The 14,034-nt window shown below is 75.4% G+C and carries 13 protein-coding genes and 1 pseudogene; 2 read left to right on the top strand and 12 right to left on the bottom strand.

Going from position 1 to position 14,034, the window contains the following annotated elements:
* Positions 1-15: 15 nt before the first annotated feature.
* Complete coding sequence (gene ribA / locus ACZ7KF_RS08780; RefSeq protein ID WP_471070471.1) at positions 16-687, bottom strand: GTP cyclohydrolase II; 672 nt, start codon at positions 685-687, stop codon at positions 16-18.
* A 38-nt stretch (positions 688-725) separates the two neighbouring features.
* On the opposite strand from ribA, the gene ACZ7KF_RS08785 reads away from it, so the two are divergent.
* The gene (locus ACZ7KF_RS08785; protein ID WP_471070473.1) at positions 726-1,514 is read left to right on the top strand and encodes a creatininase family protein; all 789 of its coding nucleotides are present in this window, start codon (positions 726-728) and stop codon (positions 1,512-1,514) included.
* A 158-nt stretch (positions 1,515-1,672) separates the two neighbouring features.
* Here ACZ7KF_RS08785 and ACZ7KF_RS08790 read toward each other — a convergent pair.
* From ACZ7KF_RS08790 to ACZ7KF_RS08810, 5 genes and pseudogenes are all read right to left on the bottom strand, one after another.
* Positions 1,673-3,004: pseudogene (locus ACZ7KF_RS08790) on the bottom strand (lysylphosphatidylglycerol synthase transmembrane domain-containing protein); the annotation flags it as partial.
* A complete protein-coding gene (locus ACZ7KF_RS08795; protein WP_471070475.1) occupies positions 3,001-4,128 on the bottom strand; it encodes a class I SAM-dependent methyltransferase in 1,128 nt (375 codons plus the stop codon). The pseudogene ACZ7KF_RS08790 and the gene ACZ7KF_RS08795, both read right to left, overlap by 4 nt.
* The gene (locus tag ACZ7KF_RS08800) at positions 4,125-5,306 is read right to left on the bottom strand and encodes a glycosyltransferase family 4 protein (protein ID WP_471070477.1); all 1,182 of its coding nucleotides are present in this window, start codon (positions 5,304-5,306) and stop codon (positions 4,125-4,127) included. Before ACZ7KF_RS08800 ends, ACZ7KF_RS08795 begins: the two co-directional genes overlap by 4 nt.
* A complete protein-coding gene (locus ACZ7KF_RS08805; RefSeq protein ID WP_471070479.1) occupies positions 5,303-5,701 on the bottom strand; it encodes a 6-pyruvoyl trahydropterin synthase family protein in 399 nt (132 codons plus the stop codon). Before ACZ7KF_RS08805 ends, ACZ7KF_RS08800 begins: the two co-directional genes overlap by 4 nt.
* A 110-nt stretch (positions 5,702-5,811) precedes the next feature.
* Entirely contained in the window at positions 5,812-6,801 is a 990-nt protein-coding gene (locus ACZ7KF_RS08810) for a zinc-dependent alcohol dehydrogenase (protein WP_471070480.1), read from the bottom strand.
* A 107-nt stretch (positions 6,802-6,908) separates the two neighbouring features.
* Here ACZ7KF_RS08810 and ACZ7KF_RS08815 point away from each other — a divergent pair, with 107 nt between their 5' ends.
* On the top strand, positions 6,909-7,670 hold the full coding sequence (locus ACZ7KF_RS08815; protein ID WP_471070482.1) for a CDP-alcohol phosphatidyltransferase family protein: 762 nt from the start codon (positions 6,909-6,911) through the stop codon (positions 7,668-7,670).
* 72 nt (positions 7,671-7,742) lie between these two features.
* On the opposite strand, the gene ACZ7KF_RS08820 is transcribed toward ACZ7KF_RS08815, so the two are convergent.
* From ACZ7KF_RS08820 to ACZ7KF_RS08845, 6 genes are all read right to left on the bottom strand, one after another.
* A complete protein-coding gene (locus ACZ7KF_RS08820; protein ID WP_471070484.1) occupies positions 7,743-8,435 on the bottom strand; it encodes a YcnI family protein in 693 nt (230 codons plus the stop codon).
* 38 nt (positions 8,436-8,473) lie between these two features.
* Positions 8,474-9,172 (bottom strand): hypothetical protein, encoded by a 699-nt coding sequence (locus tag ACZ7KF_RS08825; protein ID WP_471070486.1) that lies wholly within the window; start codon positions 9,170-9,172, stop codon positions 8,474-8,476.
* Between the two features lie 97 nt (positions 9,173-9,269).
* Complete coding sequence (locus ACZ7KF_RS08830) at positions 9,270-11,018, bottom strand: ABC transporter permease subunit (protein ID WP_471070950.1); 1,749 nt, start codon at positions 11,016-11,018, stop codon at positions 9,270-9,272.
* A gap of 12 nt (positions 11,019-11,030) precedes the next feature.
* Positions 11,031-12,527, bottom strand: coding sequence for an ABC transporter substrate-binding protein (locus tag ACZ7KF_RS08835; protein ID WP_471070487.1), 1,497 nt, complete (start codon positions 12,525-12,527; stop codon positions 11,031-11,033).
* A gap of 110 nt (positions 12,528-12,637) precedes the next feature.
* Entirely contained in the window at positions 12,638-13,114 is a 477-nt protein-coding gene (locus tag ACZ7KF_RS08840; RefSeq protein WP_471070489.1) for a GNAT family N-acetyltransferase, read from the bottom strand.
* A 316-nt stretch (positions 13,115-13,430) separates the two neighbouring features.
* The gene (locus ACZ7KF_RS08845; protein WP_471070491.1) at positions 13,431-14,003 is read right to left on the bottom strand and encodes a hypothetical protein; all 573 of its coding nucleotides are present in this window, start codon (positions 14,001-14,003) and stop codon (positions 13,431-13,433) included.
* Between the last annotated feature and the right edge of the window lie 31 nt (positions 14,004-14,034).

Genomic DNA, 14,034 nt, shown 5'->3' on the forward strand with positions numbered 1-14,034 from the left:
CGCCGGGGCCGGGTGTCAGGAGCCGTGGGCGACGGCGTCCAGATGCGGCAGGTGGTGGTCCATCCGCTCCCGCTTGGTCCGCAGGTAGGTGATGTTGCTCTCGCACGGCTCGATCAGCAGCGGCACCTGCTCGGCGACCTGGATGCCGTGCCGGACCAGCGCGTCCCGCTTGGCCGGGTTGTTGGACATCAGCCGTACCGAGCGCACGCCGAGGTCGCGCAGGATCTCGGCGGCCACCTTGTAGTCACGGGCGTCGACCGGCAGGCCCAGCGCGAGGTTCGCCTCCACCGTGTCCAGGCCCTCCGCCTGCAGGGCCATCGCGCGCAGCTTGGCGAGCAGCCCGATGCCCCGGCCCTCGTGCCCCCGCAAGTAGACGACGATGCCGCTGCCTTCGGCGACCACCGAGCGCAGCGCGGCCTCCAGCTGGTCGCCGCACTCGCAGTGCCGGGAGCCGAACGCGTCGCCGGTCAGGCACTCCGAGTGGAGCCGGGTCAGCACGTTCTCGGTGCCGATCTCGCCGAAAACCAGAGCCACTTGCTCGTCACCACGGTCGTGGTCCAGGTAGCCGATCGCCTGGAATTTCCCGTACACGGTGGGCAGCGGTGCATTCACGACGCGTTCCGCGCCCGAACGCCGCGGGGACTTCTTGCCGAGTACGCCGATGTTGACGCCGGTGTTTTCTGTCATGATCTGATTCCTAAGCAGAGACGAAAGGCCGTGAAAAGATGAGTGGTTCGGGCGCGCGTACGGCGGCATACGGGGAGTCGAACGACGTGGCGGCCGGTGTGTTGCCGGCGGACACCACGGAGGACGTGAGGGCCCGGGGGGCGGGCGTTTCAGCACAGGTCGCCGTCCTTCCCGTCGGGAGCTTCGAACAGCACGGTCCGTACCTTCCGCTGACGACCGACACGCTGGTCGCCTGCGCCGTGGCGCGGGAGATCGCCGCCACGTACCCGGTGCACCTCCTCCCTCCGGTGACGGTCTCCTGCTCGCACGAGCACGCGGCCTGGCCGGGGACCGTCAGCATCTCCGCCGTGACCCTCCACGCGGTGGTCTCGGACATCGCGGCGTCGCTGCGCCGCTCGGGTGTCGACGCACTGGTCGTGGTCAACGGGCACGGCGGCAACTACGTGCTGGGCAACGTCGTCCAGGAGGCCTCCGCGCGCGGTGAGCGGATGGCGCTGTTCCCGGCCGCCGAGGACTGGGAGACGGCACGGGAACGGTCCGGAGTGGTCACGTCGCTGCTCACCGACATGCACGCGGGAGAAATCGAGACCTCGATTCTGCTGCACGCTCACCCCGAATTCGTCCGCCCTGGTCACGAGTCCGCCGATTTCACGGCCGACGACCGTCGCCATCTCCTCACCGTGGGAATGTCCGCCTATACCGAATCGGGCGTCATCGGCCGTCCCTCCCTGGGTTCGGCGGAAAAGGGAAAGGCACTGCTGGCGAGCCTGGCGGAATCCTTCGAGCCGTATTTCGCGCTGCTCGGCCCGGCCGCGGGACGCGAGTAGTCCGGGGCGGGGAGGCGGCCGGGGCCCATGGGGGCGGCTCCGGTCGGCCTCCGGTCGCCCGGCCGGACGTCCCGGGTGGGGCCGGGAGCCGGTGCGGCGGTCCGGGCGCGCAGGCCCTCGTACCAGCGGCGGAGCAGGACGACCGCACCGGGCAGGCTCGCCACGAAGCTCAGCACGCCGTAGACGACGGCGACCGCGACGCCGCTCTCCGCGCCCAGCCCCGCCGCGCCGAACGCCCAGGCGGTGACGCCCTCGCGGGGGCCGAAGCCGCCGATGTTCAGCGGCAGGCCCATGGCCACCAGGGCGAGCACCGCGAGCGGCAGCAGGACCGCCACGGGGGCGGCCGAGCCGGCGACCCGGGCCGCCACGACGAACAGCGCCAGATGCCCGGCCAGGACGACCGCGGACGACAGCGCGACGCCGGGTCCGGTCTGCCGGGACGCCAGACCCCGGCGGGCCTCGCCGAGGGTCCGGCGCAGTGCGCCGCCCCGGCGGCCCGGTGCGCGGTTCAGCCGGACGGCGAGCACGACGGCGAGCGCGCCGACGGCGGCCAGGGCCGCCGGCGGGGCGAAGCCGCGGGCCTCGGCGCGCACGGGGGACGGCAGGGTCAGCAGCAGCACCGCGCCGGCCACGGTCAGCGCGATCTGCCCCGCGACCCGCTCCAGGACGACCGCCTTCACGCCCCGCCGGAGGTCACCGGCGCTCTGCCCGTGCCGGACCGCCCGGTGCACGTCGCCCAGAATCCCGCCGGGCAGCGCCGCGTTCAGGAACAGCGCCCGGTAGTAGTCGGCGACGGCGGGGCCCAGCGGCAGCCGCAGCCGCAGCCCCCGGGCCACCAGTTGCCAGCGCCACGCGCTGAAGACGGTGGTGACCACGCCGATGCCCAGCGCCGCCAGCACCGTCCCGGTGTCGATCCGCCGCAGCCCGTCGAGCAGCGCCCCGGTGCCGAGCCGCCACATCAGGGCGCCGAGGATGACGACGCCGGCGGCGGTGCCGAAGTGGGTGCGCAGAGCCCGGGAGTTCGAACGCCGAGGGGCGCCGGGCCGTGCGGCGCCGACCGCCGGACCGTTGCGGTCGCCCGCCCGGTGCGCGAGGCGGCCATCGCCGTCTTCGAAGACATCGGCCGCGTCGAGCGCATCTAGTGCTTGGGGTGCTTGGGGTGCTTCGGCTGCCTCAGGAGCCTCAGGAGCCCTAGGTGCCTCGGCGGCTTCGGCTTCGGCTGCTTCGGCACGGGACACCGGCTCGGGTGCCGGGCGCGCGTGCGTCACGCGGGCCAGGGCCGGGTCCGCCGTCCGCGCACGTCGGCGGGGCGCGCACACCGATGCCACGCGCGCCCGCACCGATGCCGCCCCCGCCGCCGCACGAACCCGCGCCGCGTCCGTCCCCGACACCGCGCGCGTGCTGTTCGGGTCCGCTGTTCTGTGCGGGGGTGTGCCGGTGCCGGCGTCCGGGGCCGGTCGCGTCGCGGCTCCTGCCGCCCCGTTGCTCACGCCGTCCCACCCCTCGGGCGGGGCAGTGCCAGCAGGTCGTTGTGGTGGACGGTGACCCGGAGTGTGCCGGCCGCGCAGGCGGCGAGCCGCTCGCTCAGGTACCGCTCGGCTCGTTCGCGCAGCTCCGGCCGCTGTTCGACGGCCGCGCCCACCCAGCCGCGCAGCCACTGTTCGGTCAGCGCGGCCTCGCCGGGGCCGAGCCGCCACGGGCTCGGGTGCAGCCGGACCGTCGCCCCGCGCTCGGCGAACGCCTCGCAGGTCGCGTCGACCGCGTCGGGGCCGAGCAGCCCGGTGCGCCGCTGATGGGCGTTGAACGCCTCGGCGATCTCGCCGTCCAGCGGGTCCTCCGGGCCGAATTCGACGCGTCCGGCGACGGAGAGGGTGAGCAGGGCCGGGCAGCCGGCGCCCACGCAGGCGTCCGCCAGGGCCTCGACCTCCTCCACGGTGAGGACGTCGAGCAGCGCGGACGCGGTCACCAGCGAGGCCCCGGCCAGCGCGTCCTGGGTGAGCCGGGCGACGTCGCCGCGCCGGGTCTCCACCGTGACGCTGCTGCCGTCGGCGGCGGAGCGCGGGGAGGCCACGGCCGCGAAGTGCAGCAGATAGGGGTCGCGGTCGTGCAGGACCCAGTGCTGGGCGCCGTCCAGGCGGGGGGCGAGCCAGCGGCCCATGGAGCCGGTGCCGCAGCCCAGGTCGTGCACGACCACTCCGCCCGGCCGGCCCGGCAGATTGGCCAGCCGGATCCGCAGCGGGTCGAGCAGGTCCTGCGCGCGGGCCAACGCGTCGGCGCTCTCCCGGAGTTGCAGCCACTCCGGCGCGTACCGCGGCGGCTCCTCGGAGCCACCGTCCCGCAGCCGTACGGTGGCCCGCTCCCCGGGACGGGCCACGGGCCCGGCACCGGCGATCACCGTGCCGGCCGCGCCGTCGGCGAGGGCGCCGGTACCGGACGCCCGGCCGTCGTCCCCCGCGTTCACGTCCCTGTCCACGGCTTCCACGGCGTCCACGGCCGGCACCTCCTCGCTGGGCGCGCTCGTGGCGCTCCGCACGGACTCTCCCTCGCCCGGACCGGGCTGGGCCGGGATCAGACCACCCGACCGGACCACGGCCTCCGCACTGCCGTCGCTCATGCCGCCCTCCTCGGGGGTTCCGGAAGACGCTGGAGGACTCCCGCGAGGCTGCGGGCGGTGGCCGCCCAGCCGTCGAGCGCGGCGCGGCGGCCCCGGGCCGCGGCCTTGAGGCGGCGGCGCACGTCGGGTTCGCCGAACCAGCCGCGCAGTTCGGCGGCGAGCGCGGCGGGGTCCTCCGGCGGGACGAGGATGCCGGGCACTCCGCCGTCCGGCGCGCGGCCGACCGCCTCGGGCAGCCCGCCGACGTCCGTGGCGAGGACCGGGATGCCTCGGGCGAGGGCCTCGGTGACCGCCATGCCGTAGGTCTCGGCGTAGGAGGTGAGGACCATCAGGTCGGCCGAGGCGTAGGCGGCGTCGAGGTCGGCGCCGGAGCGCGGGCCGGTCAGGTGCAGCCGGTCGGCGAGGCCGTACCGGGCGATCAGCTCCCGCAAGTGGGCGACGTACTCGGGGTCGTGGCCGAGGCCGCCGACGCACTCGCAGGTCCACGGCAGGTCCCGGACCTCCGCGAGCGCCTCCACCAGCCGGTGCTGGCCCTTGCGCGGAGTGACGGCGGCCACGCACAGCAGCCGGGTGATGCCGTCGGTGCCGGGCGCGAGCGGCGCGATGTCGGCGCCCGGCGCGGCCACGTGCACCCGGTCGGGGGCGAGTCCGTGGTGGGAGACGAGCCGGCGGACCGCCCAGTCGCTGGTGGCGATCACCGCGGGCACCGCCCGCAGCACCGTGCGCTCGCGGGTGTCCAGGTCGGCGGCGACGGCCGGGTCCAGGCCGGTCTCGTCGCCGAGCGGCAGGTGGACGAGGACGGCCAGCCGCAGCCGCGCGGCCTCGGGGACGACCGTCTCCGGGACCCCGCAGGCGACGAGGCCGTCGAGGAGCACGACCGTGTCGTCGGGCAGCTCCCGCAGCGTACGGGCGAGCCGGTCGCGGGCGGCGGCGTCGGGCCGCGGCCAGTCACCGGGGACGGCGTGCCGGGTGACCTGCCAGCCGAAGCCGGGCAGGTCCAGGCAGACCCGGCGGTCGTAGGCGTTGCCGCCGCTGGGCGCGGCCGGGTCGTCGACGCCGCCCGGCATCACGAAGTGCACGGTGCGCAGGGACATGGGGACGATTCCGGCGTTCTCGGCGGTGGTGGGCTGCGCGGGCACGTACGCGAGACGGCCCCGCTCCACGGTCAGATCGGTCACAGGCCACGCTCGTAACTCGCCCAGGCGACGTGCGACTCGTGCAGGGTGACCGAGATCCCCGCCAGGCCCCTGGCGCCCTCCCCCAGCGCGCCCTTGTGGACGCGTTCGGCGAGCCGGTCGGCGATGACCTTGGCCAGGAACTCGGTGGAGGTGTTGATCCCGGCGAACTCGGACTCGTCATCGAGATTGCGGTAGTTCAGCTCGGCGGTGATGGCGCCCAGCTCCTGCGTGGCCAGGCCGATGTCGACCACGATGTTGTCCTCGTCCAGCTGCTCACGGCGGAACGTCGCGTCCACGAGGAACGTGGCGCCGTGCAGTCGCTGCGCGGGCCCGAACACCTCGCCGCGGAAGCTGTGGGCGATCATGATGTGATCGCGGACGGTGATGCTGAACAACGGACGACCCTCCAGGTGCGGCGCGTCTGGTCCCCCGCCCTTGCCCGCAGGGGGATGCCGTGTAGTACGGCTCTTCGCTTCCCCGTGTTCAGCCGTTCCTCACTCTTTTCTCAGGTCAGACCGGTCTCCGTGTACCGGACCCGGTGGCACAGGGCGGGGATCTCGCCGGAGGCCAGCCGCGGGACGACGTCCGGGAGTTCCTCGAAGGCGCTCTCCCCGGTGATGAGGGCGTCCAGCGCCGGGTCGGCGAGCAGGTCGAGGGCGAGGGCCATCCGGTCGGCGTAGCCGCGGCCGGGCCGGGCGGCCGGGGAGACGGTACCGACCTGGCTGCTGCGCACGGTGAGGCGGCGGGAGTGGAAGGCCTCGCCGAGCGGCAGGGCCACGCTCCGGTCGCCGTACCAGCTCAGCTCCACGACCGTGCCCTCCGGGGCGAGGAGTTGCAGGGCCCGGGTGAGGCCGGCCTCGGTGGCGCTGGCGTGCACGACGAGGTCGCAGTCGCCGAGGGCGTCGGCGGGCGCGGCGAAGTCGACGCCGAGCGCCTCGGCGGTCTTCGCGCGGGCCGGGTCGGCGTCGACCAGCTGGAGCCGGACGCCGGGGAAGCGGGCGAGCAGCGCGGCGACCGCGCAGCCGACCATGCCGCCGCCGACGACGGCGATCCGGTCGCCGACCAGCGGGGTCGCGTCCCACAGGGCGTTCACGGCGGTCTCGACGGTCCCGGCGAGCACGGCCCGCTCGGCGGGCACCCGTTCGGGCACCACGGTGACGGCGCTCACCGGAACGACGTAACGGCTCTGGTGCGGATACAGGCAGAAGACGGTACGGCCGATCAGCGCAGCCGGGCCCTCCTCGACGACGCCGACGCTGAGGTAGCCGTACTTCACCGGGGCCGGGAAGTCGCCCTCCTGGAACGGCGCGCGCATCACGGCGTGTTGGCTCTCCGGCACCCCGCCGCGGAAGACGAGCGTCTCCGTTCCGCGGCTGATCCCGGAGTACAGGGCGCGCACCAGGACCTCGTCCTCGGCGGGCGCCGCGAGGGTGACGTCGCGCAGCTCTCCGTGGCCGGGCGAGCGGAGCCAGAACGCGCGGGCCGACCGGTTCATCGGCATCCTCCTGAACGATCGGGAAGTTGTTCACGTACCGAGTTGTGCACAGGCCGCGCACAGTACGCGGCGTTGATCGACTCTGTCACTCGGCCGGAGGATGTGCGGTGGCCCTGAACAACACGTACGACGCGAGGCTCCAGCAGGAGACCGCTGTGGGAGCGGGCGTGCAGATCCTGCTGTTGGCCCTGCTCGGCTCGGCGGTCGGCATGGGGCCGGCCGGCTGGCTGACGGGGCTCGCCTTCGCGTTCGCCACCTGGGCGGTCCTCTCGCGCGCCGTGCACCGCTCCCGGCTGCGTTCCTTCGGCCCCGCCAACCGGGTCACGCTCGGCCGGGCCACGCTGGTCGGCGGGGTGACCGCGCTGGTCGCCGACTCCTTCGAGAGCGCGCCGCCGGTGACGCTGCTGGTCGCCCTGACGGCCGTGGCCCTGCTGCTGGACGGTGTGGACGGCAAGGTGGCCCGCCGCACGGGGACGTCGAGCGCGCTCGGTGCCCGCTTCGACATGGAGGTCGACGCGTTCCTGATCCTGGTGCTGAGCGTGTACGTGTCGACGCGGCTCGGGCCGTGGGTGCTGCTGATCGGCGGCATGCGCTACGGGTTCGTCGCGGCGGCCCGGGTCGCGCCCTGGCTGACCGCCCCGCTGCCGCCGTCCTTCGCCCGCAAGACCGTCGCCGCCGTCCAGGGCGTCTGCCTGCTGCTGGCGGGCTCCGAGCTGCTGCCGCACCCGGTGAACCTCGCGATCGTGCTGTCGGCGCTGGTCTCACTGGTGTGGTCGTTCGGCCGGGACGTGCGGTGGCTGTGGCGCACCTTCCGCGCGCCGGTGACGGCGCCGGTCGAGCCGAAGCTGCTGGAGCTGGCGGCACATTGACCCTCCTGCGTCGGGGCCCGGACCGCGAGTGGCGGTCCGGGCCCCGGCGCGTGTGCGGTCACGCGGACGCGGTCAGGCGCGTGCGCCCCGGCTCCGGACGATCGCGAAGACAGCGGCGGCCAGGCCGACGGCCCCGACGGCCAGCCCGGCGATGCCGAGTCCGCGTGCGGTCCCGTCGCTCGCGTCCGCCGCCTTGGCGGCGGGGGCGGCGGACACGGCCGGGGCGGAGGAGGTGAGTTCCAGCACCGGCGCCGGGTTCTCCGGTTCGTCGCCGTCGGCCGGTTCCTCGATCCAGCGGACGACCTTGCCGTCGGAGTAGGTCTGGAGGGTCTTGAAGACCAGCCGGCCGGTGTCCTCGGGCAGTTGGCCGAAGGCCACGTCGAAGTCCTCGTACTGTCCGGCGCCGATGCGTCCTCCGGTGAAGGTGATCGCGGAGGCCGCCTCGGTGATGGTGCCGTCGTCGGTCTTCACCGGCGTCTTCAGCTTCGTGGTGGTGACCTTGGCGGTCCAGCCGTCCCGGGGGTGGACGAGGACGCCGAGGACGGGGTGGTCGGTGGGGAGGAAGACCTTGACCTCGGTGGTGGCGGCCGCGTCCTCCTCGTTCGGGACACGGAAGGTCAGCACGCCGTCGGTGGCTCCCTTGGCGTAACTCTCCGGGTGGACGGTGACGTGCGCGGAGGCGGCTCCCGCGGCGAGGAGGACCGAGGCGGCGGCGACGGCGGTGACGGTGCCGGCGCGGCGGAGGGTGATGCGTGCTGCGGACATGGGTGGTCGATCTCCGTACGAGTGACGGGTGAGGGGTGTCAGAGCGAGTACGGGACCGGGGCCGGGGGTCCGCGCCGGTGCACCGCGTGCCGCAGCGGGGCCCGGCGGGGCGGCTCGGGAACGGTCGGGGCGAGCGGCACCCGGCCGGCGGGTACGGGCAGCGGGGCGTCCCGCCACCAGGCGGCCAGGGCCGGCACGAGGGCGGCGGCCCGGCGCAGCAGCGACCACAGCGCGGCCTCGCCGCGCCGCAGCCACCAGGAGGCGGCCAGAGCGGCGAGCAGGTGGGCGGCGGTGGCGTGCGCGGTGAGGTGCGGGTGGGCCGCGGTGGCGGCGTGCAGGGCGTGCGGGTGCGTCGCGGCCATGGTGGCGGCGTGCAGGGTGTGCGGGTGCGTCGCGGCCGTGGTGGCGGCGTGCAGGGCGTGCGGGTGCGTCGCGGCAGTGGTGGGGCCGGGGTGCGGCCCCCCGTGCGGGGAAGCCGTGCCGTCGCGGTGGGCCGCGGCGAACCCCAGGTGCAGGGCCGCCTGGGTGAGCAGCATGGCCGCGCCGATGCCGGGCAGCGACCGCTCCCGCCCGCCGAGGGCGCAGCCGGGCGCGAACACGGCGAGGAAGCCGGCCGCGTCGGCCCACGCGGGCGGCAGGTCGCCCGTGGCCAGACCGTGCCCGGCGGCGGCGAGCAGTACGCACACCGCGGCGAACACGGCGGCGCGCAGACCTCTCACCGCCGGGGACGCGCTCATGGTGAGGGATCCTCCCACGACCGATGAGTACGCGCGGCGTGGTGGGACGGTTCAACGACCGCGAGGCGGTGCCGGGTACCGGTGACCGGCCGTGCGCTCAGGCGGCGGCCGGCTCGCCCGTGGCCGTGGGGGCGTCGGCCGTGGGGGCGTCGGCCGTGGGGTGGGCGGGACGGCGTCGCAGGGCGCCCGCGGACGTCACCGCCAGCGCGCCGAGGACGGCGAGCACGGCGGCGGGAGCGAGGACCGTCCAGGGGGCGCGTTCGGCGTAGGGCTGGTTCTCGGCGAGGAGGTGGCCCCACTCGGGGGACGGAGGCTGGGTGCCGAGGCCGAGGAAGCCGAGCGAGGCGAGGGCGAGCGCGGTGCCGGGCAGCCGCAGCAGGGCGTGCCGGGTGACGGACGGGACGACGGCGGGCAGGAGTTCGTGGCGCAGCAGATACCAGCGGCCGGCGCCGAGGGCCCGGGTTGCGGTGACGTGGAGGGCGGCGCGTTCCTGGCGCAGCAGGGCGGAGGTGTGCGCGGCGAGCGGCGCCCAGGCGACGGCGGCGACGGCGAGCGCGGGGGTGGCCGGGCCGCCGCCGGCGACGGCGGTGACCAGAAGCGCGGCGAGCACGGGCGGTACGGCGTTGACGGTGTCGACGAGCGGCCCGGACAGCCGGGGCAGCAGGCCGAGCAGCAGCCCGGCGAGGAGCGTGCCGGCGCTGATCGCGAGGGCGAGCAGCAGGGTGTCCAGGGCGCCGTGGGCGATCCGGGCGAGCAGGTCGCGGCCGAGCGCGTCGGTGCCGAACGGATGGGCCGGGGCGGGGGGTTCGAGGCGGGCGGCGGTGTCCAGGGCGAGGGGGTCGCGGGGCAGTCCGGCGGCGAGGACGGTGAGCAGTGCCGCGCCGAGGAGGAGGGGTGTGGTCCGCCGCGCGGCCGGTGCGGGCGGGGGCGCGGCGGGCAGGGCGCCGTCGCGCAGGGCCGGGCCGGTGAGCAGGCGGACGGCGAGCCGGGCGGCGCCGGTGGCGAGCGCGGCGAGCAGCACCAGGGCGAGCGTGCCCGCCTGGAGGACGGGCAGGTCCTGGGCGAGCGCGGCCTGGAGGGTGGTGCGGCCGAGGCCGGGGATGTCGAAGAGCTGTTCCACGGCGACGGCGCCGCCGGTCATGCCGACGACGAACAGGGCGGTGTTCGGCAGCAGTCCGGGCAGAGAGCGCCGTACCGCCTGCCGGGCGATGCGTGCCGGGGGCAGTCCGCGCGCGGCGGCGGCCCGCGCCCAGGGTTCGGCGAAGGCGCCGGGCAGCCGGTCGTCGAGGAGCCGGCCGAGGACGGCCCCGGTGGGCAGGCCGAGGGCGAGGGCGGGCAGCACGGTGTACCGGGGTCCGTACCAGCCGAGGGCGGGCAGCCAGCCGAGCTGTACGCCGACGACGGTGGCGAGGACGGAGGCGGTGAGGAACTCCGGCAGCGCGGCGAGCATCGCCGAACCGCTGCCGCGGGGGCGGGTCCGGCCGCCCCCGCGCAGCGTGCGGGCGCACACGGCGGCCGTGGTGCAGCAGGTCACGAGGAGCGCGACCGACATGAGCAGCAGGGAGGCGCCGAGCGCCTGGAGCACGGCCGGTCCGGCCTCGGCCCCGGAGATCCAGGACCGGCCGGCGTCCCCGCGCGGCAGCCTGCCGAGCCACCGCCCGAGCAGCACCAGCGGTCCGTCGTCCAGGCCGAGCTGGTCACGGACGGCGGCGAGCACCGCGGGGTCCGGGGCGCGGTCCTGGGCCCGCGCCTTGAGCACGGTGAGCGCGGGATCGGTCCGGGTGAGCCAGGGCAGCAGGCCGATCCCGCACACCAGGGCGCCGGCGAGCGAGGCCCGCCACAGCATGTCGCGCACGGGTCAGCGCCGGGTGCCGGTGCCGACGAGCATCCGCTCGTACGGGTCGAACAGCACGCCTTGGGCCGAGCGTCCGACGCCGGTGATGACGCGCTGGTGGACCAGCGGTACGACGGCGTCGGTGCCGAGGATCCTGGCCTCGGCGCGCAGCGCGGCGTCCTGTCGCCCCGTGGGGTCGGCGGTGCGTTCGGCCGCGGCCACGGCCCGGTCGACGTCCTTGTCGCACAGCCGGGCCAGGTTGTAGCCGCCGTCGCAGGTGTAGTCGCCGGCGAGAATCGCGACGGGGTCGCCGGTGTCGACGAGGCTGTTGCGGGCGAGCACGAACGCGTCGAACTTCCCGGCGAGGGCGTCGCCCTCCAGCCGCGAGTACTCGCGTACGACGAGCCTGACGCGGAACCCGGCCCGCTCCAGCTGCTGCTTCAGCACCTGTGCAGTTTCGGGGAGTTCGGGCCGGTTGTCGTAGGTGGCGAGGGTGACCTGGACGCCGCCGGGCCGTTTCGGCGCGGCCCTCCCCGCCGGCTCGACGTGCCGGCCCTCGGCCCAGGTGACGGCGGGACCGTAGATGCCCGTCCCGCGGTCGGCGTGTCCCTCGTACACGCCGTCGGCGAGGGCGGAGGTGTCGACGGCGGCGCGGGCGGCGGCGCGCAGCCCGGCGTCCCGGTACGGTCCCGAGCGGGAGTTGAGCAGGAGGCTGGTCGTACGGGTGGTGGCGGTCTCCCGCCGGGTGTCCTTCCGCAGCGTGGCGGCCTGCGCGACGGGTACGGCTTCGGCGATGTCGGTGTCGCCGGCGCGCAGGGCGTTGGTGCGGGCGGTGCCGTCGGCGACGAAGCGGACGTCGATGCCGGCGGCGTGGGCGCGACCGCCCCAGTAGCCGTCGTACCGGTCGAGGGTCGCGGCCGAGGTCCCGGTGACCTTCTTCAGCTCGAAGGGACCGGTGGCGGTGCCGGCGGGGTCGACGCGGTCCGTGTCCCGGTACGCCTTCGCGGAGAGCACGGCGAGGCTCGGGCTGGACAGCCGCAGCGGCAGGATCGGGTCGGGGCGGCCGGTGGTGACGCGGATCCGGTGCGGGTCCACGGCCTCGGCGGTGAGGGTCACACCGGACAGGGCGGCCGGGGCGGGCTCGGCGTGGGAGGCCCGGGCGAGCGAGGCGGCGACGGCCTGGGCGGTGACCTCGGAACCGTCCTGGAAGGTGGCCTCGCGGAGGGTGAACTGCCAGCTGCGGTCGTCCTGTCGGCGCCAGGAGGAGGCGAGGGCCGGAGCGGCGGTGCCGTTGCCGTCGAGCGCGGTCAGGCTCTCGGTGACGCCGAGCCGGCTGAGGATGGTGGCGTCGGCGCCGTAGGGGGAGAGCCGTTCGGCGGGCGGGAAGGCGAGGGAGACCCGGAGCCGGGAGCCGTCGGCCGGGTCGCCGGACGCCGCACCGGGTCCGGAGGCGAAGCACCCGGCGAGGAGGGGGGTGACGAGAAGGGCGGCCGGCAGTCGGAGAGGGCGCGGGGCAGGCATGGTCCTCGGTTCGGGCTCGGTTCGGGGGGCGTTCACTGAAGGGAACTGAAGGGAACTGAAGGAAGCGGAGGAGCAGAGGGAGGCGCGGAGGGAGCGGAGGGGACAGGGGGCTAGGCCCGTCGCAGGGGAATCTCGAAGTGCACGATGCCCTGCCCGCCGCCCGCGTCCCGGCGCTCGTCGTGCACGACCTCGCCGAGCGAGCGCCAGAACGGCTCGGCGCCGGGCACCCCGGGATCGGTGTGCAGGTACACGGACCGGTAACCGCCGTCCGCGGCGGCGAAGTCCAGGAGCCGCGCCACCAGTTCCCGCGCGATCCCCCGGCGCCGATGTTCGGGACGGACGTAGACCCGGCGCAACTGCGCGGTCTCGCCGGACGGGTAGCGCTCCGCCAGCCGGCGGGGGTTCGGCGGCCACTGCGGCCCCCGGGCGTCGAGCGCTCCGGTGCCGACGATCCGCCCGTCCGCGTCGACGGCGACGAGCAGCGTGTGCCGGCGGGAGGCGAGGTAGGCGGCGGCCGGATCCACGATGTCGGCGTGCCAGCGGGGCACGTATCCGGTGCCGAAGTCCCGGTAGACGGTGTCGAGCATGACGGAACGGGCGCCGTCCAGGTCGTCGGCGGTCGCGGGCCTAACGCTAAAAACATGCACTTGCACGTCATATGCATTAAGCGGAACCGCGTGATCACAGGCACGCGACGGCCCGCAAAGGGGCCATCGCCGGGCTGCGCCGGGACCCGGCGGGACAGTGCGCCGGGACCCGGACGGGCGGTGCGCCGGGACCCCGGACGGGCGGCGGCTGCCGGCGGAGTTCGAGGCCGCCGAGCACCGTTCGGAGCCGCCCGGGGGTGGGAGCGGGACCGGGTGCTCGGCCGGCGGCAGTGGCCGTGACCGCGCCCGGGAGCGGTCAGCCGACCCTCTTCCACTCCTGGCACCGGTTGGTCTTGAAGTACTCCCCGCTGTCGAGCGTCACCCGCCCCGGTCCGTCGAGGTTGTTGTTGGCGATGATGGAGCCGAACTCGCCGCTGGCGTCCTTGGCGCGCTCCCAGTAGCAGCCGAAGCCGCCGTCCGGCCCGGCGGTCTTGTAGGTGCCGGCCGCGATGTCCTCGCCGACGAGGTACTCGCCCTCACCGGAGAAAGAGGTCGCCGGTCCGGAGGCCTTGGTCTTCTTCGGCTTGGCGGTCACCGTCTCGGTGACGGTGGGAGCGGGGCCGGGGGTGGCCGCCGCCTCGGCCGTCTCCGTCACGGTGACGGTCGGCCGGGGGCCCGCCGTGGGCCCGGCGGTCTTCTTTCCGGAGTCCGCCGCGCTGCCGCTGTTGCCGATGCCGACGCCTATGAACAAGGAGACCAGAGCGACCGCCCCGTACGTGAGCCATCGCCTGCCGCCGCGAACCGGCTGTCCGGGCACAGTGGGCATGGCGGGACCGAGGGGACCCTGCGGTCCGGGGTGGGGCGGCGGGGAGGGCTGCTGGAAGGTCATGAATGTGCTCCGTTTCGTGGTGTGCGCGGTG

It is taken from the genome of Streptomyces sp. NPDC038200 (assembly GCF_055600785.1).

Excerpts from the sequence above, each read along its gene's own strand:
- ACZ7KF_RS08840 (WP_471070489.1), bottom strand. The coding sequence starts at position 13,114 with ATGCTCGACACCGTCTACCGGGACTTCGGCACCGGATACGTGCCCCGC.
- ACZ7KF_RS08845 (WP_471070491.1), bottom strand. The coding sequence starts at position 14,003 with ATGACCTTCCAGCAGCCCTCCCCGCCGCCCCACCCCGGACCGCAGGGT.
- ACZ7KF_RS08830 (WP_471070950.1), bottom strand. The coding sequence starts at position 11,018 with ATGCTGTGGCGGGCCTCGCTCGCCGGCGCCCTGGTGTGCGGGATCGGC.
- ACZ7KF_RS08820 (WP_471070484.1), bottom strand. The coding sequence starts at position 8,435 with ATGTCCGCAGCACGCATCACCCTCCGCCGCGCCGGCACCGTCACCGCC.
- ACZ7KF_RS08785 (WP_471070473.1), top strand. The coding sequence starts at position 726 with ATGAGTGGTTCGGGCGCGCGTACGGCGGCATACGGGGAGTCGAACGAC.
- ACZ7KF_RS08810 (WP_471070480.1), bottom strand. The coding sequence starts at position 6,801 with ATGAACCGGTCGGCCCGCGCGTTCTGGCTCCGCTCGCCCGGCCACGGA.
- ACZ7KF_RS08795 (WP_471070475.1), bottom strand. The coding sequence starts at position 4,128 with ATGAGCGACGGCAGTGCGGAGGCCGTGGTCCGGTCGGGTGGTCTGATC.
- ACZ7KF_RS08835 (WP_471070487.1), bottom strand. The coding sequence starts at position 12,527 with ATGCCTGCCCCGCGCCCTCTCCGACTGCCGGCCGCCCTTCTCGTCACC.
- ribA (WP_471070471.1), bottom strand. The coding sequence starts at position 687 with ATGACAGAAAACACCGGCGTCAACATCGGCGTACTCGGCAAGAAGTCC.
- ACZ7KF_RS08825 (WP_471070486.1), bottom strand. The coding sequence starts at position 9,172 with ATGAGCGCGTCCCCGGCGGTGAGAGGTCTGCGCGCCGCCGTGTTCGCC.